The 19,729-nt window shown below is 67.3% G+C and carries 23 protein-coding genes; 15 read left to right on the top strand and 8 right to left on the bottom strand.

Annotated features, from left to right (window positions below; translation table 11 throughout):
• Positions 1-7: 7 nt before the first annotated feature.
• Both glpK and CPH63_RS19430 read right to left on the bottom strand, forming a co-directional pair.
• Entirely contained in the window at positions 8-1,522 is a 1,515-nt protein-coding gene (glpK, locus tag CPH63_RS19435) for a glycerol kinase GlpK (protein ID WP_096304418.1), read from the bottom strand.
• Positions 1,523-1,576: 54 nt separating this feature from the next.
• Positions 1,577-3,022: a carotenoid oxygenase family protein gene (locus tag CPH63_RS19430; RefSeq protein WP_096304417.1), complete on the bottom strand. Its 1,446-nt coding sequence runs from the start codon at positions 3,020-3,022 to the stop codon at positions 1,577-1,579.
• Positions 3,023-3,092: 70 nt separating this feature from the next.
• On the opposite strand from CPH63_RS19430, the gene CPH63_RS19425 reads away from it, so the two are divergent.
• Together CPH63_RS19425 and holA are read left to right on the top strand one after the other, a co-directional pair.
• Complete coding sequence (locus CPH63_RS19425) at positions 3,093-3,752, top strand: TetR-like C-terminal domain-containing protein (RefSeq protein ID WP_172892244.1); 660 nt, start codon at positions 3,093-3,095, stop codon at positions 3,750-3,752.
• A 15-nt stretch (positions 3,753-3,767) separates the two neighbouring features.
• Positions 3,768-4,742 carry a DNA polymerase III subunit delta gene (gene holA / locus CPH63_RS19420; RefSeq protein ID WP_096305295.1) on the top strand — a complete coding sequence of 325 codons (975 nt, stop codon included), beginning with the start codon at positions 3,768-3,770 and terminating at the stop codon, positions 4,740-4,742.
• Here holA and CPH63_RS23445 read toward each other — a convergent pair.
• Positions 4,712-4,843, bottom strand: coding sequence for a hypothetical protein (locus CPH63_RS23445; RefSeq protein WP_256385799.1), 132 nt, complete (start codon positions 4,841-4,843; stop codon positions 4,712-4,714). The genes holA and CPH63_RS23445 overlap by 31 nt on opposite strands.
• A 64-nt stretch (positions 4,844-4,907) precedes the next feature.
• On the opposite strand from CPH63_RS23445, the gene CPH63_RS23815 reads away from it, so the two are divergent.
• Positions 4,908-5,018 carry a hypothetical protein gene (locus CPH63_RS23815; RefSeq protein ID WP_096305294.1) on the top strand — a complete coding sequence of 37 codons (111 nt, stop codon included), beginning with the start codon at positions 4,908-4,910 and terminating at the stop codon, positions 5,016-5,018.
• A 95-nt stretch (positions 5,019-5,113) separates the two neighbouring features.
• On the opposite strand, the gene rpsT is transcribed toward CPH63_RS23815, so the two are convergent.
• The gene (rpsT, locus tag CPH63_RS19410) at positions 5,114-5,374 is read right to left on the bottom strand and encodes a 30S ribosomal protein S20 (protein WP_096304415.1); all 261 of its coding nucleotides are present in this window, start codon (positions 5,372-5,374) and stop codon (positions 5,114-5,116) included.
• A gap of 125 nt (positions 5,375-5,499) precedes the next feature.
• Positions 5,500-5,889 carry a hypothetical protein gene (locus CPH63_RS19405; RefSeq protein ID WP_096304414.1) on the bottom strand — a complete coding sequence of 130 codons (390 nt, stop codon included), beginning with the start codon at positions 5,887-5,889 and terminating at the stop codon, positions 5,500-5,502.
• A gap of 149 nt (positions 5,890-6,038) precedes the next feature.
• Here CPH63_RS19405 and lepA point away from each other — a divergent pair, with 149 nt between their 5' ends.
• Positions 6,039-7,931, top strand: a complete 1,893-nt coding sequence (gene lepA / locus CPH63_RS19400) for a translation elongation factor 4 (protein WP_096304413.1) — start codon at positions 6,039-6,041, stop codon at positions 7,929-7,931.
• A 5-nt stretch (positions 7,932-7,936) separates the two neighbouring features.
• Here the strand turns inward: lepA and CPH63_RS19395 are convergent, their stop codons facing one another.
• Complete coding sequence (locus tag CPH63_RS19395) at positions 7,937-8,290, bottom strand: TraR/DksA C4-type zinc finger protein (protein WP_206745591.1); 354 nt, start codon at positions 8,288-8,290, stop codon at positions 7,937-7,939.
• 24 nt (positions 8,291-8,314) lie between these two features.
• Here CPH63_RS19395 and CPH63_RS19390 point away from each other — a divergent pair, with 24 nt between their 5' ends.
• Complete coding sequence (locus tag CPH63_RS19390; RefSeq protein WP_096304411.1) at positions 8,315-8,854, top strand: YbaK/EbsC family protein; 540 nt, start codon at positions 8,315-8,317, stop codon at positions 8,852-8,854.
• Positions 8,855-8,885: 31 nt separating this feature from the next.
• Here the strand turns inward: CPH63_RS19390 and CPH63_RS19385 are convergent, their stop codons facing one another.
• A complete protein-coding gene (locus CPH63_RS19385; RefSeq protein WP_096304410.1) occupies positions 8,886-9,854 on the bottom strand; it encodes a zinc-binding dehydrogenase in 969 nt (322 codons plus the stop codon).
• 38 nt (positions 9,855-9,892) lie between these two features.
• On the opposite strand from CPH63_RS19385, the gene CPH63_RS19380 reads away from it, so the two are divergent.
• From CPH63_RS19380 to CPH63_RS19360, 5 genes are all read left to right on the top strand, one after another.
• Entirely contained in the window at positions 9,893-10,339 is a 447-nt protein-coding gene (locus CPH63_RS19380; protein WP_096304409.1) for a ribonuclease domain-containing protein, read from the top strand.
• On the top strand, positions 10,336-10,632 hold the full coding sequence (locus tag CPH63_RS19375; protein ID WP_096304408.1) for a barstar family protein: 297 nt from the start codon (positions 10,336-10,338) through the stop codon (positions 10,630-10,632). The genes CPH63_RS19380 and CPH63_RS19375 overlap by 4 nt, the downstream gene beginning before the upstream one ends.
• 78 nt (positions 10,633-10,710) lie before the next feature.
• Complete coding sequence (locus CPH63_RS19370) at positions 10,711-11,421, top strand: hypothetical protein (RefSeq protein WP_096304407.1); 711 nt, start codon at positions 10,711-10,713, stop codon at positions 11,419-11,421.
• A 26-nt stretch (positions 11,422-11,447) separates the two neighbouring features.
• Positions 11,448-12,665 (top strand): radical SAM family heme chaperone HemW, encoded by a 1,218-nt coding sequence (hemW, locus tag CPH63_RS19365; RefSeq protein ID WP_096304406.1) that lies wholly within the window; start codon positions 11,448-11,450, stop codon positions 12,663-12,665.
• Between the two features lie 92 nt (positions 12,666-12,757).
• On the top strand, positions 12,758-13,774 hold the full coding sequence (locus CPH63_RS19360) for a glycosyltransferase (protein ID WP_096304405.1): 1,017 nt from the start codon (positions 12,758-12,760) through the stop codon (positions 13,772-13,774).
• Here the strand turns inward: CPH63_RS19360 and CPH63_RS19355 are convergent.
• Entirely contained in the window at positions 13,741-14,064 is a 324-nt protein-coding gene (locus CPH63_RS19355) for a type II toxin-antitoxin system VapB family antitoxin (RefSeq protein WP_096304404.1), read from the bottom strand. The two genes, CPH63_RS19360 and CPH63_RS19355, sit on opposite strands and share 34 nt — an antisense overlap.
• A 171-nt stretch (positions 14,065-14,235) precedes the next feature.
• Here CPH63_RS19355 and hrcA point away from each other — a divergent pair, with 171 nt between their 5' ends.
• The 5 genes from hrcA to dnaJ all read left to right on the top strand — a co-directional run bounded on the left by hrcA (position 14,236) and on the right by dnaJ (position 19,727).
• Positions 14,236-15,249 (top strand): heat-inducible transcriptional repressor HrcA, encoded by a 1,014-nt coding sequence (gene hrcA / locus CPH63_RS19350; protein WP_096304403.1) that lies wholly within the window; start codon positions 14,236-14,238, stop codon positions 15,247-15,249.
• Positions 15,250-15,257: 8 nt separating this feature from the next.
• Positions 15,258-15,785 (top strand): YdcF family protein, encoded by a 528-nt coding sequence (locus tag CPH63_RS19345; protein WP_096304402.1) that lies wholly within the window; start codon positions 15,258-15,260, stop codon positions 15,783-15,785.
• 386 nt (positions 15,786-16,171) lie between these two features.
• On the top strand, positions 16,172-16,477 hold the full coding sequence (locus CPH63_RS22460; RefSeq protein WP_157749661.1) for a hypothetical protein: 306 nt from the start codon (positions 16,172-16,174) through the stop codon (positions 16,475-16,477).
• Positions 16,478-16,562: 85 nt separating this feature from the next.
• On the top strand, positions 16,563-18,446 hold the full coding sequence (locus CPH63_RS19335) for a DUF4012 domain-containing protein (RefSeq protein WP_096304400.1): 1,884 nt from the start codon (positions 16,563-16,565) through the stop codon (positions 18,444-18,446).
• Positions 18,447-18,581: 135 nt separating this feature from the next.
• Entirely contained in the window at positions 18,582-19,727 is a 1,146-nt protein-coding gene (gene dnaJ / locus CPH63_RS19330) for a molecular chaperone DnaJ (protein WP_096304399.1), read from the top strand.
• Positions 19,728-19,729: the final 2 nt, after the last annotated feature.

Below are 19,729 nucleotides of genomic sequence, written 5' to 3'. Positions count from 1 at the left end.
TGTCGACCTACTCGACTTCGACCCAGCCCAGCGTGCGCTGTACCGCCTTCTGCCAGCCGGCATACCCGTCGCGGCGCTGCTCATCGCTCCATGTCGGCTTCCAGTTCGTCGACTCGTTCCAGTTATCGCGAAGCTCATCGGTGTCCGACCAGAAGCCGACGCCGAGGCCGGCTGCATAGGCTGCCCCCAGGGCCGTCGTCTCGGCCACCACCGGCCGACTCACCGGAACGCCGAGGATGTCAGCCTGAAGCTGCATACAGAGATTGTTCGCGGTCACCCCGCCGTCCACCTTGAGCACGTCCAGGTGCACGCCGGAGTCGGCCTCCATCGCCTCGGCCACGTCGCGACTCTGGTAACAGATCGCCTCAAGGGTCGCTCGCGCCACGTGGGCGTTCGTGTTGAATCGGGAGAGCCCGACGATCGCCCCGCGGGCGTCACTTCGCCAATAAGGCGCGAAGAGGCCCGAGAAGGCGGGCACGAAGTAGACACCCCCGTTGTCGCTCACCCCGGCGGCCAGTCCTTCGATCTCGCTGGCGCCAGAGATGATGCCCAGCTGATCTCGCAGCCACTGCACAGCCGAGCCGGTCACCGCGATCGATCCCTCCAGCGCGTAGACCGGTTTGGCCTCCCCGATCTGGTAACAGACGGTGGTGAGCAGGCCGTTGCTGCTGCGAACCAGCTCCTCGCCGGTGTTCAGCAGCATGAAGTTTCCGGTGCCGTAGGTGTTCTTGGCCTCGCCCGGTGCGAAGCAGACCTGGCCGAACATCGCGGCCTGCTGATCGCCGAGGATGCCGGTCAGCGGCACTCCCTCCAGCCCGTGCGGGATGGCCGTCTCGCCATAGCCGCGCGGGTCGGAAGACGGCCGAATCTCGGGCAACATCGCTCGAGGAATGTCAAAGAATCCCAGGAGTTCGTCGTCCCAGGCGAGCGTCTGCAGATCCATCAGCATGGTGCGGCTGGCGTTGGTCACATCGGTGATGTGGATGCCGCCGTTGACCCCGCCGGTGAGGTTCCACATCAACCAGGAGTCGGTGTTGCCGAAGATCGCCTCGCCCTTCTCGGCATCGGCGCGAGCCTCGGGGACATTCTCCAGAATCCACTGGATCTTCCCGCCGGAGAAGTACGTGGCCGGGGGGAGACCGGTCTTGCGCCGGATCACCTCGCCCTGCCCACCGCGCTCCAGAGCGCTCGCGATCCGATCGGTGCGGGTGTCCTGCCAGACGATGGCGTTGTAATACGGACGTCCGGTGCGGCGATTCCAGACAACCGTCGTCTCGCGCTGGTTGGTGATTCCGATGGCCGCCAGATCCGACGGCCCGAGGCCGAGGAGGTTCGCTGTGGTCTGCAGGACCGAACTGGTCCGCTCCCAGATCTCGATCGGGCTGTGTTCCACCCAACCGGCCTGCGGCAGGATCTGCTCGTGCTCGAGCTGGTGGCGTCCGACCTCGTTGCCCCCGTGGTCGAAGACCATGAACCGGGTGCTGGTGGTGCCCTGGTCGACCGCCCCGACGAAATCTGCCATCTGCGCTCCCCTCGCGAAGCACCACCGTATCTGGTGAGGTTCGCGCGGCTGCTCCTACCGCGCCGGTACCCAGTTGCCGTGAAACCCAGCCGGCACCCGCACTGGCAGGGCGACGGTGGCTATGCTCTCCATCGTCGCGGCATCCAGCAGTGCCAGTTCACTGCGCTGCACGGACGGGTCGAAGACGAAGCCCATCAACACCCCGTCGTCCTCGGCGGAATCTGCGGAGTTGGGGACGAAGACGAACTCACTCGACTGCTTCCCAGCACCGAAGTGATGCGCCTGCGTGGACCCGCTGACCAGGTCGTGCTTCAGCACGGCATCGGAGGGCTCCACATGCCGCGCCAGGTCCATCGAATAGCCGAAGCGGTGCCGTCGGCCGACGAGGCGCTCGTCGATCCGGGGGAACTCCTGCGCACGATCGTCCAGCCGCGATTCCTGCACCTTCCCGGCATTGAGGTCGACGATCCAGCGATCGAGCGTCGGCGCGCCTTCGCCGGGTCCGTGCAGATCGGTGTCGAACATCTTGGGGTGCCGCACCAGGTCGAGCACGATCGTGTCGCCGTCGTCGTAGGCATTGAGCGGGTGAAAGACATAGCAGGGGTCGACATCGAACCATCGCACCTGGGTGCCGTCGCCCTCACGCGCCATCACCCCGACGCGGGCCGGATGCTCCGGGTTCCAGCGGTAGGGCATCCCGCCGTTGGCCGGTGTCTTACGCCCGAGCGAGGCAGCGACCGGATCGGGGACATGGACCCGGCCGAGCAGGGCCGACATGGTCAGGCGGGCCGGCGCCCGCATGAACTTCGGCACTGTCGCCGCAACGGCCTGCTTCACATCGAAGGTGACCGGAAGGTCATAGAAGACAACGTATTTCTCAGTCAACGAGAAGTCGTGCATCATCGGTCCGCCGCTGACCGGGATGTCGATCACGCGACGGGCCCGCCCGTCCACCCCGATCACCGAGTACTGGGCGCTGTTCGGACGGGCGAAGAAGTAGGAGACCGCATGCAGCTCACCGGTCTGCGGGTCCAGCTTCGGATGTGCGGTGTAGCCACCGGTTATGGTGCCGTCGAAGTCGCAGGGACCGATCGTGTCGAGTTCGTCGGTCAATTCGTGACAGGCGGAGCCGCCCTCGATGAGAGCCAGCGTCCGGCCGGCGTGAGAGATCACATTGGTGTTCGCGCCAACGAACTCGATCGGCGCGGCCCGACGGGTGCTGCTCAGTGCCTCGCCGAAGCGATGGGCCAGCTCAGGAGTGCGGACCCAGCGATTTCGGTACCACTCGGCCCGTCCGTCGCGCAGCCGAATGCCGTGCACCATCCCGTCGCCCATGAACCAGTGGTAGGCGTCCTCATCGATCGCCGACGCCGGGTTCGGGCCGTTGCGAAGGTAGCGGCCGTCCAGATGGGGCGGGATGGTGCCGGTGACTTCCAGCGTGGTGAGCGTCTGCTCCTCGCGCACCGGGGCTAGGTTCTGGCTCAGATATGCATTGACCATGGTGATCCACCCTCTCGGCATAACATGATTATGGATCATGTTATAACAAGGTTATGGAATGATGGCAAGGATGAACTCGGAGAGCCCCCGCGATCGGCTACTAGCCGCCGCGCTGCGTCTACTGGCCGATGAGGGGCCGGACGCGCTGCAGGCGCGGCGCGTTGCGGCCGAGATCGGCGCCTCGACGATGGCCGTCTACACGCATTTCGGTGGCATGGGGCAGCTGGTCGAGGCGGTTGCGGTCCAGGGTTTCGTCGAGTTCGGTGCGGGGCTGGCCGCCGTGCCGCCCCACGACGACAGCCTGGTCCACCTCTTCTCCATCGCACTGGCCTACCGGGATTTCGCGCTGAACAACGCCAACCTCTATCGGCTCATGTTCGGGCTCAGCCCCGGCAAGTCCCCGGCCGCCGTCGACTTCACCGCCGGCCAGATGGGCGCGGCCGGGCCGGAGGGGGCGGCCGCCTTCGGTCACCTGCTCGACGGCGTGACTCGGGTGATGGCATCGGGCCGGATCCACCAGGGTGACCCGATGTCGGCGGCGCTGCAGCTCTGGAGCGCGATGCACGGGTACGTGTTGCTGGAGATCGCCGGCTTCTTCGGTCCGGATGGGGACGGGATCGAGCTGGTGCTGGTGCCGCTGGCCCGAAACATCCTCATCGGCATGGGGGATACCGCGCCGCCGTCCCTGGAGTCGATTCGGGCGGTGCTCGCCACTGTCCGAGCGACCTGAGACGATGGACGGATGATGCCCGAATCGAGCCCGACCCCGATCCCGGCGCTGATACTGGTCGTCGGCGACGAGGAGCTGCTCGTCACCCGGGCCATCGAACAGATATCGCTGGCCGCCATCAAGGCTGACCCGGACGCAGACGTCCGCGAATATCAGGCCAGCGAGGTCGAGGCGGCCGAGATCTATGAGGCCCTCAGTCCCTCGCTCTTCGGGGGGCGCCGCGTCGTCGTGTTTCGCTCGGCCCAGGACATACGAGTCGCACTCCTCGACGCCCTGAAGCCTTTCCTGGCCGCCCCCAGTGACGATGTCACCATCGTGCTGCAGCATCTCGGCGGGGCGAAGGGGAAGGCGCTGTTGGATGCGGCGAAGAAGGCCGGTGCATCCACGATCACCTGCGCCAAGCTGACGAAACCGGGCGAGCGACTGGACTTCATCAAGGCTGAAGTGCGCCGGGCCGGCGGCAGTATCGCGCCGGACGCGGCCCAGCTGCTGGTGGACGCCGTCGGTACCGATCTGCGCGAGCTCGCCGCAGTCTCGGCGCAGCTGGTCAGCGACTCCGGTGGCCGGATCGACACCGACATGGTGTCGCGGTACCACCAGGGACGGGCCGAGGTGAAGGGCTTCGAGATTTCCGACAAGGTCGTAACCGGGGATTCGACCGGAGCGCTGGAGTCACTGCGCTGGGCCCTGGCCGACGGGGTGCCGCATGTCGTCATCGCCGACGCGCTCGCCCAAGGGGTGGAGGCGGTGGCCCGGGTCGCCGCCGCCGGCCGGGGAAACCAGTACGACCTGGCCCAGAAGCTGGGTATGCCGCCCTGGAAGGTGAATCGGGTTCAGGGTCAGGTGCGCGGTTGGAGCGAAGCTGGCCTGCGTGAGGCGTTGGGTCTCGTCGCTTCGCTCAACGCCGACGTCAAGGGTGCGGCGGCTGACCCCAACTACGCCATCGAACGCACCATCCGTCACGTCACCGCGGCCCGCGGCAGCCGCTGAGGCGAGCCCCAGCGCAGGTAGCTGACCTCGCCGCCCACGATCGTCACATCGAGTGCTGGCCGGAGGCCGAGATCGCCCGAACCCGCCTCGGCGAGTTGCATGGGTTGGCTGAGGAGGTACGCATCGGTGCTCGGCTGGATCTGACAGCGCGATGCGCTCGCTGCACTGGGGCGAGCCCGAACCCTGCTGAACTCCGAATTGGGAGTCGACCCGGGACCGGAGTTGCTGCAGCTGGAGCAGCGCGTGCTTCGGCACGACCCCGAACTGCTGCGCTAGTCGGCGCGAACGCCAAAGAGCCCGCCGACGGATCCGGTGAGGATCGTCTGCGGGCTCGACTGGGCTGCCCGAACGGGCAGCGTCAGTAGCTGGAGTTAGAGAGCGTTGACGCTCTTCGCCAGGGCCGACTTCTTGTTGGCGGCCTGGTTGGCGTGGATAACGCCCTTGCTGGCGGCCTTGTCGAGGGCGCGGGAAGCGTCGCGGAAGGCGACGATGGTCGCCTCTTTGTCGCCAGCCTCGGCAGCCTCACGGAAGCGACGCACAGACGTCTTCAGCGCCGACTTAACGCTCTTGTTGCGCAAGCGGGCCTTCTCGTTGGTCTGGATCCGCTTGATCTGGGACTTGATGTTCGCCACGAAGGAGCCTCAAAAATTTAGCAGTGGTAAGGACAGAACTGGATTGCCGCCGAGACGGCAACCATCCCAGGTTACCAGCGCGGCGCCGGGGACCCAAATCCCTGCTCGCGCGGAGCTGGCTCGCCTCAGGAGGTCGCGCGGATGTGCACCAGTTCGTGCTTGGTGTACAGGTACAGCCGCTCGCCGTCTTCGGTGCTGATCTGGTCGAGCACCGGCTGGTCGTCGGAGTCCGTCTCGCCCACCGTGAGCGCCGTCCCGTCGACGAAGTAGACGGCGGCGTCGACCGGCGCCAGGTCGCTGAGCTGGACGAGTACGTAACGGCCGTCCAGGCTCTTCACCAGCTCGGTGACCTCCTCGGTGGCGCCGGCCAGCGACTCGACGCCCGGGTAGACGCCCAGCACCTGCTGCCAGTCGTCCCCGGCACCGGGCTGGGTGTTCACGAGGTCACCGACCACCAGTTCGGCGGCGGGAATGCGGTATTCAACGGCGGTCCGGGGATCCGGCAGGGAACTCATCCGGACATCATTCCACGAGTCCCCGGGTTGCTCGTGCCAGACAGGCCCGGTCGGACGTGGGACCATGGAGGAGTCCGAGCCGCAGCGCCTGCCCGTCATCGAGGGCGTCGAACGCTCCCACCAGCTAGCGAAAGACCCCATACCCACGCATGAGCGCACCCTCTGGCCCCACCGGTTCCGATCGGAACACCGGCAGCGGCACCGACCGGAACCGCACCGATCCGGCCATCATCCGTAACTTCTGCATCATCGCCCACATCGACCACGGCAAGTCGACGCTGGCCGACCGGATGCTGCAGTTGACCGGTGTCGTCGACGCGCGGCAGATGCGGGCCCAGTACCTCGACCGGATGGACATCGAGCGCGAGCGCGGCATCACCATCAAGTCGCAGAACGTCCGGATGCCCTGGACCTCCCGTCTGGACGGCGTCGAGTACGTCCTCGACATGATCGACACCCCGGGCCACGTCGACTTCAGCTACGAGGTCTCCCGTTCGCTGGCCGCCTGCGAGGGTGCCGTGCTGCTGGTCGACGCTGCGCAGGGCATTGAGGCGCAGACGCTGGCCAACCTGTACATGGCACTGGAGAACGATCTGCAGATCATCCCGGTGCTGAACAAGATCGACCTCCCGGCCGCGCAGCCCGATCGCTACGCCGAGGAGATCGCCCACATCATCGGCTGCGACCCGGACGACGTGCTGCGGGTGAGCGCCAAGACCGGGCTCGGCGTGGAGGATCTGCTCGACGTAATCTGCACCCAGGTCCCGGCCCCGATCGGGGAGGCTGATTCGCCGCCGCGGGCGATGATCTTCGACTCCGTCTATGACATCTACCGCGGCGTCATCACCTACATCCGGGTCATCGACGGGGAGATCCTGCCCCGTCAGCGCATCAAGATGATGTCCAACGGCGTGACCCACGAGCTCCTCGAGGTCGGCGTCATCTCGCCCGAGCCCAAGCCGACCCAGGGACTCAGCGTCGGCGAGGTGGGCTACCTCATCACCGGTGTGAAGGACGTGCGGCAGTCGCGGGTCGGTGACACGGTGACCACGGCGAACAAGCCGGCCACCGAGTCACTCGGCGGCTACCGCGACCCGCGCCCGATGGTCTACTCCGGCCTCTACCCGCTCGACGGCTCGGACTACCCGCTGCTGCGCGACGCGCTGGACAAACTGCAACTCAACGACGCGGCGCTGGTCTACGAACCGGAGTCCTCGGCCGCGCTGGGCTTCGGCTTCCGCTGCGGCTTCCTCGGGCTGCTGCATCTGGAGATCGTCCGGGAGCGGTTGGAGCGCGAGTTCGACCTCGATCTCATCTCGACCGCGCCGAACGTGGTCTACCGGGTCGTGCTGGAGGACAAGCAGGGCGAGTACATCGTCACCAACCCCTCCGACTGGCCGGCCGGGCGCAAGATCGCCGAGATCTGGGAGCCGGTGGCAAAGGCGATGATCATCGCGCCCAGCGAATACATCGGCGCGATCATGGAGCTCTGCCAGGGCAAGCGCGGGATTCTGCAGGGGATGGACTACCTCTCCGAGACCCGGGTTGAGCTGCGGTACACGCTGCCGATGGGCGAGATCATCTTCGATTTCTTCGACAGTCTGAAGTCCCGCACCCGCGGTTATGCGTCGCTGGACTACGAGGTGGCCGGCGAACAGCTCGGCGACCTGGTGAAGGTCGACATTCTGCTGCAGGGCGAGGCGGTCGATGCCTTCTCCGCGATCGTGCACAAGGACAAGGCCTACGGCTACGGGACGTCGATGACCTCCAAGCTGCGCGAGCTCATCCCGCGCCAGCAGTTCGAGGTGCCGATCCAGGCGGCCGTCGGGGCCCGCATCATCGCCCGCGAGTCGATCCGGGCGATCCGAAAGGACGTGCTGGCCAAGTGCTACGGCGGTGACATCACCCGTAAGCGCAAGCTGCTGGAGAAGCAGAAGGAGGGGAAGAAGCGGATGAAGATGGTGGGCCGGGTCGAGGTTCCGCAGGAGGCCTTCATCGCCGCCCTCTCAACCGGTGAGACCGGGGACACCGCCAAGAAGTAGGCGGATCAGCGTCGCCCGGTGGCGCAGTCGATGCAGGTTCGCGCCGCCGGCCGCGCGGCCAGCCGCGCCGCTGAGATCGTCGCGCCGCAGCTCGTGCAGCGGCCGTAGTCCCCGTCAGCCAGGCGGATCAACGCGGCGTCGAGGTCAACGACCGTCGCCCGTGCCTCGTCGAGGAACGCCTGGGCCTGTGCCCGTTCGAAGGCGATCGTCGACCCCTCCGGATCGTGTTCGTCGTCGGCGTTGCTGTCGGCCGATGCGGCAACCAGCGAGGCGATCTCGTCGGCCAGCCGCCCTATACGCTCGATCGTCTCGGCTCGACGCTGCTCCAGCATTTGCTGGGCATTCTCCGAATCGATCACGTTCTCACAGTAGTGTCTGTAGCCATGGTCGGTCCCGGGAATCTCAGCTGGCAGGGCATCTCGTCGGAGTTGGTCGCCGATCCAGTGGCGGCCGCGGTCAGCGGCTGGAGCCGGGGCGCCGACGTACTGGTGGCGCCCATCGATCCGGACCTGGCAGACACCGCGGCGTTCTGCGAGAAATACCAGGTCGAACTGGCCGACTCGGCGAACTGTGTCGTGATCGCCGGCCGCCGCGGGGAGAGCACCCGCTACGCGGCCTGCGTGGTGCTGGCCACAACCCGGGCCGACGTGAACGGCGTCGTTCGTCGTCGCCTAGACGCCCGGAAGGCCTCCTTCGCGCCCATGGCCGACGCGGTGGCGCTCTCGGGGATGGAGTTCGGCGGGATCACCCCGATCGGCCTCCCTGCCGAATGGCCCATCCTCATCGACGCCGCAGTACTGGAACGCGAGGTCGTGGTGATCGGCAGCGGTCTGCGCCGCTCCAAGATCGCGCTTCCGGCGGCGGCACTCACCGACCTGCCCGGCGCGGAAGTCGTCGATGGGCTGGCCTCCGCAGTGGCGTAGCAACCCACGGGCGGCCAGCAAACCAGCGCGGCTAGAGAGTGATGACGATCTTGCCGACCAGGTCGCCGGACTCCATGGCGGCCAGACCATCGGCGATCTGCTCCAGCGGGATCACCCGGTCGATGAGCGGGCGGATCCCGGTGGCGCGCATGAAACCGACCAGGTCGTGCAGTTCCTGCTTGGTCCCCATCGTCGAGCCGACCACCTGCAGCTGCAGGAAGAAGATGCGGGAGAGGTCGGCCGGCGGGTTGGAGCCCGTCGTCGCACCCGAGATGACGATGCGCCCGCCGGGACGCAGGGAGCGGGTCGAGTGCCCCCAGGTCGCCTCGCCGATCGTCTCCATCACCGCGTCGACCTTCTCCGGCAGCCGTGCCCCGGAGGCGAAACTGGCATGAGCGCCGATCTCCAGAGCCCGGGCCTGCTTGGCCTCGCTTCGGGCCGTCGCCCAGACCCGGATTCCGGCCGCCCGGGCCAGCGTGATGCAGGCTGTCGCCACACCGCCCGACGCCCCCTGGACGAGCACGGTCTGACCGGGGCGCAGCTCGGAGTTGACGAAGAGCATCCGGTACGCGGTGAGCCACGCGGTCGGCAGGCAGGCCGCCTCCTCGAAGGAGAGCTCGACCGGTTTCGGCACCACGTTGCGCTTCGGGACGATCACGCGTTCGGCCAGGCTGCCCTGATGCTTCTCCGACAGCAGCGATCGGCCCGGGTCGAGGGTCTCGTCACCGCTCCAGTCCTCGGAGCTGATGACGCTGTGCACCACCACCTCCGCCCCGGTCGACTCGTCGATTCCGGCGGCGTCACAGCCGAGGGTCATCGGGAAGCGGTCGGCGCTGATCCCGACGCCGCGCAGCGTCCAGAGGTCATGGTGGTTCAGGCTGGCCGCCTTCACCTGTACCGTCGTCCACCCCTCCAGGGCGACCGGATCCGGCCGTTCTCCAACGACGAGACCGGCGAGAGGGTTGTCGGGTGTGGCCGTGGTGGCGTAGGCAGCTCGCATGAGTCGAACCTTAGCGGGGGCCGTTAGAGTGAGCCGATGTGACTCGTCTCCGCCGGCCGCAGATTGCGCTGATCCTGCTGCTGGCCGCGCTGGTTATCGGGTACACCGTCAGCGCGGTGCGACACGACAGTTCGCCGACGACCAAGACCACGACCGCGACACCGACGGCCACAGCCGCCACGTCGAAGTCGGCGGCTGAGAAGCATTCGCCGGCGCCGCTCTCCTCGCTGCCGAGCGAGGCCGCCGCCACCGTCGCCCTCATCCAGCACGACGGCCCGTTCCCGTACAGCCAGGACGGCGTCGTCTTCAACAACAACGAGAAGCTGCTCCCCGAGCAGCCGACTGGCTACTACCACGAATACACCGTGCCGACGCCCGGCTCGAGTGATCGGGGAGCCCGCCGGATCATCCACGGCGCCGGCGGGGAGTACTACTACACCGACGATCACTACGAGAGCTTCGTTGCGGTGGACATCACCTCATGACCGGGTACTTACGCGTCGTTGCGCCGGCCAGTGACAAGCGGGCGGCGATCGGCGCCATCTATCGGGCCTTACAGGCCCCGGAGTGGGCCAGCCCGAATCTCGACGGGCTGGCCGATGTGCTGCGAGACCTGAGCTGGCTTCCGGACGGGCCGGTGCGCCTGCTCTGGCAGGTCGCCTCCGAACTGCCCGAGCAGGATCGAGCCGGCATCGAGCGAGTGCTGCGCAAGGCTCAGGAGCAGAGCAGTGAGGGGTACCGTCCGCTCGCGGTGCGCATCGAACCAGCCGGCCCGTAGCGGCGTCGCGCGGCGTCCTCCAGCCCGTCGGAGACGCCCGGATGGCCTACTCCCGCCGCATTCGTTACAGTCCGGCTCATGGGCGTTCTCTCGGTGGTCACCTTGCCGTTTCGGATCGCCTCGGCCTCGGTCGATGTGCTCTTCGCGACTCGCGACCTGATCGTCCCCGACGGCCCACTGCGCCGTCCGGGCGGATACGGCGAACGCCTGAAGGTGATCCTGGCCGACGGCGGCGTCCTGGAGCAGCTCGCCCGGCTGGCCAGCCCGACCGGTCCTCTGGCCCGTCTGGAGCAGCTGGCCCTGCTCACCGCCGACGACACCGCGCTCGGCCGCGCGCTGGGAAACGACGGCACGATCAGCCGGCTGCTGGCCGACGACGGCCCATTGGACAAGCTCTTCGAGCCCGGCGGAACCTTGGAGCTGCTCTTCGCGCAAGGGGGCGGGATCGAGAAGCTGATCGTCGCCGGCGGCCCGGTCGACCAGCTCGCCGAGCTGCTGCCGATGCTCTCGTCCCTGGTCACCTCGCTGGAGTCGCTGCCCGAGCTGGCCGGCCAGATGGGCGCCATCGAGGCGCAGGTCGCCTCGCTGGGTGCCGTGCTCTCCCACCTGGACCCGATGCTGGACGCGCTGCAGAGCAGCGTCGGCGAGCTGCACGAGTCGGCCAAGGCGATCGGACAATCGGTCGAGCCGCTGGGGCGGCTGGCCGGGCGGGTTCCCGGTGGGCGTCGGCGCGGGGGAGAGAACGTCATCGACGGCACCTCCCTGCCGGGCGCGGTGGAACCGCTCTAGCTCTTCACCCTGCATAAACTCGGGGTATGGCTGTGCAACCCCAAGGCGACACACCCCCCAGGGACGGACGATTGCCCCGCGAGTCGCTGCAGAACCTGCGGATCACCCCGTTCGGCGTCTACGTCCATATCCCGTTCTGTCAGACTCGCTGCGGCTACTGCGACTTCAACACCTACACCGCGGCCGAACTCGGCCCCGGCGTCAGCCGGGGCAGCTACGCCGACACCGTGCTCTCCGAACTGCGACTGGCGCGGCAGGTGCTGGACGGAAATCTGCCGGCCGTCTCAACGGTCTTCTTCGGCGGTGGCACGCCGACGCTGCTGCCGGCCGAACACCTCGGGTTGATCCTGCGCGAGATCGACGAGCTCTTCGGGCTGGTTCCCGACGCCGAGGTCACCACCGAAGCGAACCCGGAGTCGGTCACGCCGAAATACTTCGAGAAGCTACGGGAAGCAGGATTCACCCGTGTTTCATTGGGGATGCAGTCGGCCGTACCCAAGGTGCTCGAGGTACTGGACCGCAAGCACCGCTCGGGGCGCCCGGAGGAGGCGGTCGCCGAAGCGCGGGCCGCCGGCTTCGAGCACGTGAACCTCGACCTCATCTATGGCGCGCCGTATGAGACCGACGCCGACTGGCAGGCCAGCCTGGACGCGGCCATCGGGGCCGACCCGGACCACATCAGCGCGTACTCCCTCATCGTCGAGGAGGGGACGGCACTGGCCCGCCAGATCGCTCAGGGGGTGGTCCCAGCCCCGGACGACGACGCCATGGCCGACCGGTACCTACAGGCCGATCAGGCGATGGCCGCCGCCGGCTACCACTGGTACGAGGTATCCAACTGGGCCAAGAACGCCGACGCGATCTGCCGGCACAACATCCTCTACTGGCGCGACGCCAACTGGTGGGGCGTGGGCCCGGGTGCGCACAGCCACATCGACGGGGTGCGTTGGTGGAACGTCAAGCATCCGGTGCGCTACAGCTCGATGCTGGAGACCGGTGGCAGTCCGGCCATCGGGCGCGAGACGCTCGACGCCGCCGCTCGCCATACCGAGAAGATCATGCTCGGCGTCCGGCTCGGTGAGGGACTGTCGATGCTGGATCTCGATGAACAGGCGCAGCAGAAGGTGCCGCAGCTCGTCTCGTGGGGGCTGGTCGAGACCAAGTACTTCGATGCCGGGCGGGTCGTGCTGACCCAGCGCGGCCGGCTGATGGCCGACGCCGTCGTGCGGGAGCTGACGCCCTGACGAGCTTGCGCGAATCGACGCTGTGACCGGGTTCCATAGAACCTGACTGGCCGGACGCTCAAGTCGAGGGTTTTGGTGCCGATCGTCCGCAGGTGAGGATCCATTATCTGATCGATGAGGGTGGCGGCTGCGCCCACGTTCGCTGCGTCCTTCCCAGCGTCGAGCTGGCTCGACGCGGTCATCAGATCGATGGTGGCTGGGGTGTCCCGCTGACCGACGACGTCGATGTCGTGGTCGGCATCCGTGTGTGGCAGGAGACCAGCTCCGTCGAGTGGCAGCGCCTCGCCGCCGAGGGGCGGACCCTGATCTACGACCTCGACGACAATCTCTTCGACATCGACCCGGCCAATGTCGGCCCGTACTCGGCATACACCCCGCAGGCTTTGGCCCGGGTCGCGGCCAACCTTGAGGTGGCCACCGCCGTCACCGTGAGCACGGAGCCGCTGGCCGAGGTGGTGTCGCGGTACAACCCCAACGTCTTCGTCCTCGAGAACACCGTCGATGGGTCACTCCTGCACTGGCAGCGCCCGCAGCGCGATCGGGTGACGATTGGCTGGGCCGGTTCGGCGTGCCACGATGCCGACTGGGCCAGCGCGCGCCGGCCGCTCGCCGCCTTCTTCGCCAAGACTCCGACCGTCGACCTGCACCTGGTGGGTGGGGACTATCGCGCGCTGCTGAACCGCCCGGACGCCCGCCGAACTGACTTCGCCGCCGCTGGCGATTACCACCGAAGCATCGACTTCGACATCGCCGTCATCCCACTCTCATGGCATCGCTTCAACCGCAGCAAGAGTGATCTGAAGCTGATCGAGTTCTCCGCTCTCGGTATCCCCACCGTTGCCGCCGACTACGGCCCGTACTCCCGTATCGAGCACGGACGTACCGGCTTCCTGGTGAATCAGGATCACGAGTGGAGCAAGTACCTGCGGATGCTCGTCAACGACCCGCAGTTGCGGGCTGAGGTCGGGGAGCGAGCCCGTGAGTGGGCCGCCGGTCGAACCATCCAGGGGAATGCCCATCGCTGGGAGGAGACCTACGCAGCGGTGGTCGCCGCCAGAGTCGGCGGGGCGAGTTATCAGTGGCCGGAGTTGTCGGCCGGCTTGAGCTGATCCAGGTCGAGCACCCGCACGTGCAGCACGTTTCGCTGCTGCAGCGCCGCGCGAAGCGCGCGATGGATGCCCACCTCCAGATAGATCTCGCCGTCCCACTGCACGGCGTGCGGGAAGAGGTCGCCGTAGAAGGTCGAATCCTCGGCCAGCAGCTTGTCGAGTTCGAGCACTTTCTTGGTTGCGATCAGCTGATCCAGCCGCACCGCGCGCGGCGGCACGTTGGCCCAGTCTCGGGTGGAGAAGCCGTGGTCGGGGTAGGGCCGCCCGTCGCGAACGGATTTGAAGATCACAGCGCCCCCTCAGCGGTTCTCGCAGTTACGTTCGCCTAACGTTACGTGACCCGCTCAGGCCGCATTCTCACAGATGCTTGCGAGTTCTCCTAAGCTGTGGCGGATGATAGGGCGGATACTTGTGGTCGTCGGGCAGAACCAATCCAGCATGGGGGCGAAGCGAAGGTGAGCGTGGAGGAGCGCAAGCTCGAGGTTCTGCGCGCGATCATCGAGGACTTCATCGCCACCAGCGAACCGGTCGGCAGTAAGACCCTCTCCGAACGGCACAATCTCGGCGTCTCGCCGGCGACGATCCGCAACGATATGGCCGCACTGGAGGACGAGGGGCTGATCGCCCAGCCGCACACCAGCGCCGGCCGGGTGCCGACCGATGCCGGCTATCGCCTCTTCGTCGATCGACTCGCCTCGGTGAAGCCGCTCTCGGGGGCTGAGAAGCGCGCCATCTCCACCTTCCTCGACAACGCCGTCGACCTGGACGACGTGCTGCACCGGGCGGTGAAGGCACTGGCTCAACTCACCCGCAACGTCGCGGTGGTGCGCTACCCCTCGCTGTCGCGCAGCCGGGTCCGGCACATCGAGATCGTCTCGCTGAGCACCTCCCGGTTGATGCTGGTGCTCATCACCGACACCGGGCGAGTCGAGCAGCGGGTTGTCGAGCTTCCGGCTGCGGTCTCCGACGAGTCGGTGGCCGAGCTGCGGGCCACCCTCAACGGGCGCCTACGCGACCGCCTGCTCACCGAGACACCTGAGATCGTCAGCGAGCTGCCGGCCAGCGTCGCGCCGCAGTTGCGGGGCCTGGTGACGACGCTCGTCTCGGTGCTGTTGGAGACGCTGGTCGAGCAGAGCAGTGAGCGGATTCTGCTCGGTGGGACGGCCAACCTGACCGAGCATGGCCTTGATTTCCCGGCTATTCGCCCGGTGCTCGAGGCGTTGGAGGAGCAGGTGGTGCTGCTCCGATTGCTCGACCAGTCGCTGCTCTCCAACCAGATCGTCGTGCGTATCGGCAACGAGCACACCTACGAAGGGCTGCAGACCACCTCGGTGGTCACGGGCAGCTACGGTCTGGGCGGGGCGACGGTGGGTGCGGTCGGCGTGCTCGGTCCGCGGCGTATGGACTACGCCCAGACGATGGCGCGAGTGGCTGCGGTGGCCCGCTACATGGGCGACATCCTCGCCGAGCGCTGAGTCTGCTGTTGCGCTCGCAGCGTGTGCGGCTGCTCGTCGCGATCGGGGTGGTGTTCGCCGCGCTGCTGGTCGCGGAGTTCGTCGTCTTCGTGAAGCCACCGTCGTCGAAGCCGGCGGCGGTCGATGTGGTCGCGGTGCTCGGCGGCGGGGACTTCACTTCGCGCAAGCAACTCGGAATCGATGTGGCCGGACTGCGCCCGGGGACGATCCTGATGTTCTCGCTGGAGGACCCGTCGGTCTGCCCGTGGAAGACCTATCTGCCCCAGTTCGAGGTGATCTGCTTCCGGGCTGACCCGGCGACGACCCGCGGCGAAGCCCGCTATGTCACCGCACTGGCCCGCGAGCGCGGGGCGAGCTCGATCGCTGTGGTGACCAGCGCCGACCAGCTCCTGCGAGCGCGACTGCGTTTCTCCCGCTGTTGGGAGGGAGATCTTCGGATGGTCGAATCACCGTCAAGCTCACTTAGTGTGATCGCCCGAGTGCCCTACCAGAGCATGGCCATGCTCAAGGCGCTGCTGCTGCAGCGCACCTGCTGACCCCGACCTCGCCCGAAAATCTCAGGTGGAATAAGGGGTCTCCCGGTCGGCAAGTTCGGGAAGATACCGTTTGGCATGTAAAGGTAACGTCAAGCCCGACCTTTGGGACAAATTTTCGCCGTTCCTGATACATCCTGTGGCTAATCGCGCTTCAACTTTCCGTGAAGCGGATGTGTTAGTACGCTAAGGGGATGACAATCTCGGGGGAGTTTGTACGTCGGTTCTCGATCGTACTCGGCAGCGTAGCGGCGATGTTCGTCGTGTTTCTAGCGCTCGGTTCAATGCACGCTTCGGCGGCACCGCACAGCAACAGCACCGAAGCTGTGCCACCACCATGTTCTACCACCTCAGCCGCGTCGCCCGCGTCCAACGACGTCGCGCCATTCGTGGCTGCGGACGCCGTCTGCGTGGGGCTGCACAGCATCGCGCCGAGCGCGCCGGCCTCGACTGATCCGGGTGCCAGCACCGCAGCGCCGACCACCGGCGGCAGCGGCGTCGACAGCACCAACGCCAACCAGACCGGCGGCAGCGGCGTCGACGCGCTCTCGCTCAACGACTCGAGTGGTTCGGGCAGCTCTGGCCTGGCCTCCACCGGTGTCGCCGTGCTCTCGATCCTCGGTGTCGCGGTCGTGCTTCTGATTGCCGGGCTGGTCTTCATGTACAGCGGACGACGTCGCTCGCAGCACAGCTGAGCCAACCGAAGTTCGCTGCATCCTGACCATCAACACCACCGACCTCCACACCACCGACCATCAACACCATTAGGCGACACATCTCTTGACGGGCATCGAACCCGGCGGCGCGGATTCTGAAGATGCTTCGGAGTCACCGGCCGTCGGGGCGCAGGACGACACGGCAGACCAGACGGCCGAGGACGCACTAGACGGGGCGGCCGACGAAGCCCGGCGACGCAAGATGCGCCGCTGGGGTCGCCGGCTGGTGATCCTCGGCTTCGGCACGCTGCTCCTCGTCTCGCTCGCCTGGCTTGCGGTCAGTGCGCTGCTGGCCCGCAAAGAGGTCACCGCGATCAAGGCCGACATGACCACGCTGCGGTCGTCGGTCAGCGCTGGTGATGTGGATTCGGCGAAGGCGACGGCCAACGATCTCGCCGCGCACGCCCATCGCGCCGCGCAACTCACCGCCGGCCCGGTCTGGTCGATCACCGGCGCCATCCCCTACGTCGGTTCGCCGTTCAAATCCGTGCAGGCGCTCACCGAGGTCGCCGACCAGCTCGGGCGCAGCGTGCTCCCGGACCTGATCGAGGCCTCGAACGAACTCGACCCGAATCAGCTGCGCTCCGGCGCCAGCGGGATCAACGTGGCGAAGGTGGCGGCCGCGGCGCCGCTGGTACACCGCAGCGTGCTGCTGCTGCAGGATGCGTCCAATCGGGTGAACGCGCTGCCGCCCAAGACGTGGCTGTCGTCCGTCGACGACGCCCGGGCCAGTGTCATCACTTCGCTCGACAGCCTGCACGGTGGCCTGGCCGGACTCGACCGGGCGACCTCGATCATGCCGTCGATGCTCGGCCAGAAGGGCGAGAAGCGCTACTTCATCGGAATCATGAACGAGGCGGAGTCGCGCGGGCTCGGCGGGATTCCCGGCGCCTTCGTCATCGCCACCTTCAACAACGGCGTCGCCTCCTTCGACCACTACGGCAGCGACGACGAGTTGAAGAACGTCGACTCAGGAGTGAAACTCGGCGCCGAGTACGACGAGCGCTACGCCAACTCCGACAGCACCAAGTTCTTCCTCAACAGCACGATCAGCCCGAACTTTCCGTATGTCGGGCAGATCTGGGCCGCCACCTGGGAGAAGGCCACCGGACAGCACATCGACGGTGCCATCGCCGTCGACCCCACCGCGCTGAGCTACTTCCTGGATGTCACCGGTCCGGCCACCGCGCCGGACGGGATGAAGGTCGGCAGCGACAACATCGTGGCCCTGACCCAGTCGACGCTCTACTCCAAGTTCGGCTTCTACGACCAGGCCGACCGCAAGGCCTACCTGCTCGACATCGCCTCGGCGGTCGACGGGCACATCCTGCAGAGCCAGAGCCGGGCCGCCGATCTGGTCAAGGCGGCCTTCAAGGCGGCCGACGAGCGACGACTGCTGATCTGGAGCGCCGACCCGGCCGCGGAGAAGGTACTTCAGACCACCTCGTTCGCCGGAGTCATCCCGACGACGCCCAACCCCTACGCCGGGTTGGTGGTCACCAACGGTGCCGCCGACAAGTTGGACTACTACCTCGACCGCAGCCTCACCTGGACCCGAACCGGCTGCGGCTCGACGCGGGACGTGACGGTCACCATCAAGCTCACCAACGGTGCCCCGAAGTCGGGCCTGCCCCGATACGTGACCACCCGATACGACACCAACGCCGCCGGGAAGCCCCCGGGTGACCAGCGTCTGCAGGCCGTCTACTACGGAACCTCGGGCGGCGGGTTGGCCAGTGTGACGGTCGATGGGAAGCCATCGGTGGTGATCCCGGCTTCCGAGCTGGGGCACCCGACCTACTTCATGGACCTGGAGATCCCGGCCGGAGCCACCAAGACCATCGTGCTCAAGCTCGTCGAGCCCGCCGGCAGCGGCGCGCCGACGCTGCTTGAACAGCCCCTGGTCCGCCCCATGACGACGACGGTCAACGACGCCAAGTGCGGTTGACCCCAGCTCTGATCCCGCCCCAGCGGAACGTCCGTACACTAGATCTGGCACTTGGCTGACGCGAGTGCCAGCTGGCGAGCACCGTCTGGGTGGGCGCCCGTGACCGTCTAGCACTCGAGAAGGCAGAACGACCAAGTGGCACAAGCACCGCGCGACTACTACGCGATCCTCGGCGTCTCCAAGGACGCCACCGCAGAGGAGATCAAACGCGCTTACCGCAAGCTGGCTCGTGAGCTGCACCCCGATGTGAACCCCGATCCGGCGGCGCAGGAGAAGTTCAAGGCGGTCACCGCGGCCTACGAGGTGCTCTCCGACGACGAGAAGCGGCGCATGGTCGACCTCGGCGGCGACCCGCTCTCCTCCGGTGGCGGCGGCGGCCAGGGAAACCCCTTCGGTGGTTTCGGTGGTTTCGGCGACGTCTTCGAGGCGTTCTTCGGCAACGCGGCCGGTGGCGGCTCCGGTCGCGGCCCGCGTAGCCGGGTTCGCGGCGGGGCTGATGCGCTGCTGCGTATCGAGGTGACGCTGGCCGAGGCGGCCTTCGGTGTTCGACGCGAGATCGCCGTCGAGACGGCGGTCGTCTGCGAGACCTGCACGGGCACCGGCTGCGCGGCCGGCACCTCGCCCCGCACCTGCGACGTCTGCGCCGGACGGGGTGAGATCCAGACCGTCCAGCGATCCTTCCTCGGTCAGGTGATGACCACGCGCGCCTGCTCGGCCTGTGGGGGCACCGGTGAGCAGATCCCGTCGCCCTGCCCGACCTGTGGCACCGAGGGCCGGGTCCGGGCCCGTCGCACCATCACCATCGACGTCCCCGCCGGGATCGAGGACGGAATGCGCATCCGGCTCTCCGGCCAGGGTGAGGTCGGCCCCGGCGGCGGTCCGGCCGGCGACCTCTACGTCGAGGTGACCGAGGCTCAGCATGACGTCTTCACCCGGGAGGGTTCGGACCTGCACTGCACCGTCGCCGTTCCGATGACCGCCGCGGCGCTCGGGACCGACATCGCGCTGGAGACCCTCGACGGTGAGGAGAAGCTCGACCTGCGACCAGGCACCCAGAACGGCGCCGTGGTGACGCTGCGCGGCAAGGGCGTTCCCCGTCTGCGCAGCAGCGTCCGGGGCGATCTGCACGTGCACGTCGAGGTCCGGACGCCGACCAAGCTGGACGAGGCACAAGAGCGACTGCTTCGTGAACTGGCCGCACTGCGGGCCGAGGAGGTCTCGGTGGCCAGCGCGCATACCGGCATCTTCGGCAAGGTGCGCGAGGCATTCGGCGGCCGCTAACA

The sequence above is a fragment of the Jatrophihabitans sp. GAS493 genome (assembly GCF_900230215.1).
Lineage (GTDB): Bacteria > Actinomycetota > Actinomycetes > Mycobacteriales > Jatrophihabitantaceae > MT45.
This window is presented reverse-complemented; position numbering and strand designations above follow the sequence as displayed.

What these genes read in the sequence shown, in the direction of transcription:
- CPH63_RS19370 (WP_096304407.1), top strand. Translation starts at nt 10,711, where the DNA reads ATGGGCGTTCTCTCGGTGGTCACCTTGCCGTTTCGGATCGCCTCGGCC.
- glpK (WP_096304418.1), bottom strand. Translation starts at nt 1,522, where the DNA reads ATGGCAGATTTCGTCGGGGCGGTCGACCAGGGCACCACCAGCACCCGG.
- CPH63_RS23445 (WP_256385799.1), bottom strand. Translation starts at nt 4,843, where the DNA reads ATGCAACTCGCCGAGGCGGGTTCGGGCGATCTCGGCCTCCGGCCAGCA.
- CPH63_RS19430 (WP_096304417.1), bottom strand. Translation starts at nt 3,022, where the DNA reads ATGGTCAATGCATATCTGAGCCAGAACCTAGCCCCGGTGCGCGAGGAG.
- CPH63_RS19385 (WP_096304410.1), bottom strand. Translation starts at nt 9,854, where the DNA reads ATGCGAGCTGCCTACGCCACCACGGCCACACCCGACAACCCTCTCGCC.
- CPH63_RS19390 (WP_096304411.1), top strand. Translation starts at nt 8,315, where the DNA reads ATGGTCGGTCCCGGGAATCTCAGCTGGCAGGGCATCTCGTCGGAGTTG.
- CPH63_RS19425 (WP_172892244.1), top strand. Translation starts at nt 3,093, where the DNA reads ATGAACTCGGAGAGCCCCCGCGATCGGCTACTAGCCGCCGCGCTGCGT.
- CPH63_RS19375 (WP_096304408.1), top strand. Translation starts at nt 10,336, where the DNA reads ATGACCGGGTACTTACGCGTCGTTGCGCCGGCCAGTGACAAGCGGGCG.
- hemW (WP_096304406.1), top strand. Translation starts at nt 11,448, where the DNA reads ATGGCTGTGCAACCCCAAGGCGACACACCCCCCAGGGACGGACGATTG.
- CPH63_RS19405 (WP_096304414.1), bottom strand. Translation starts at nt 5,889, where the DNA reads ATGAGTTCCCTGCCGGATCCCCGGACCGCCGTTGAATACCGCATTCCC.
- lepA (WP_096304413.1), top strand. Translation starts at nt 6,039, where the DNA reads ATGAGCGCACCCTCTGGCCCCACCGGTTCCGATCGGAACACCGGCAGC.
- holA (WP_096305295.1), top strand. Translation starts at nt 3,768, where the DNA reads ATGCCCGAATCGAGCCCGACCCCGATCCCGGCGCTGATACTGGTCGTC.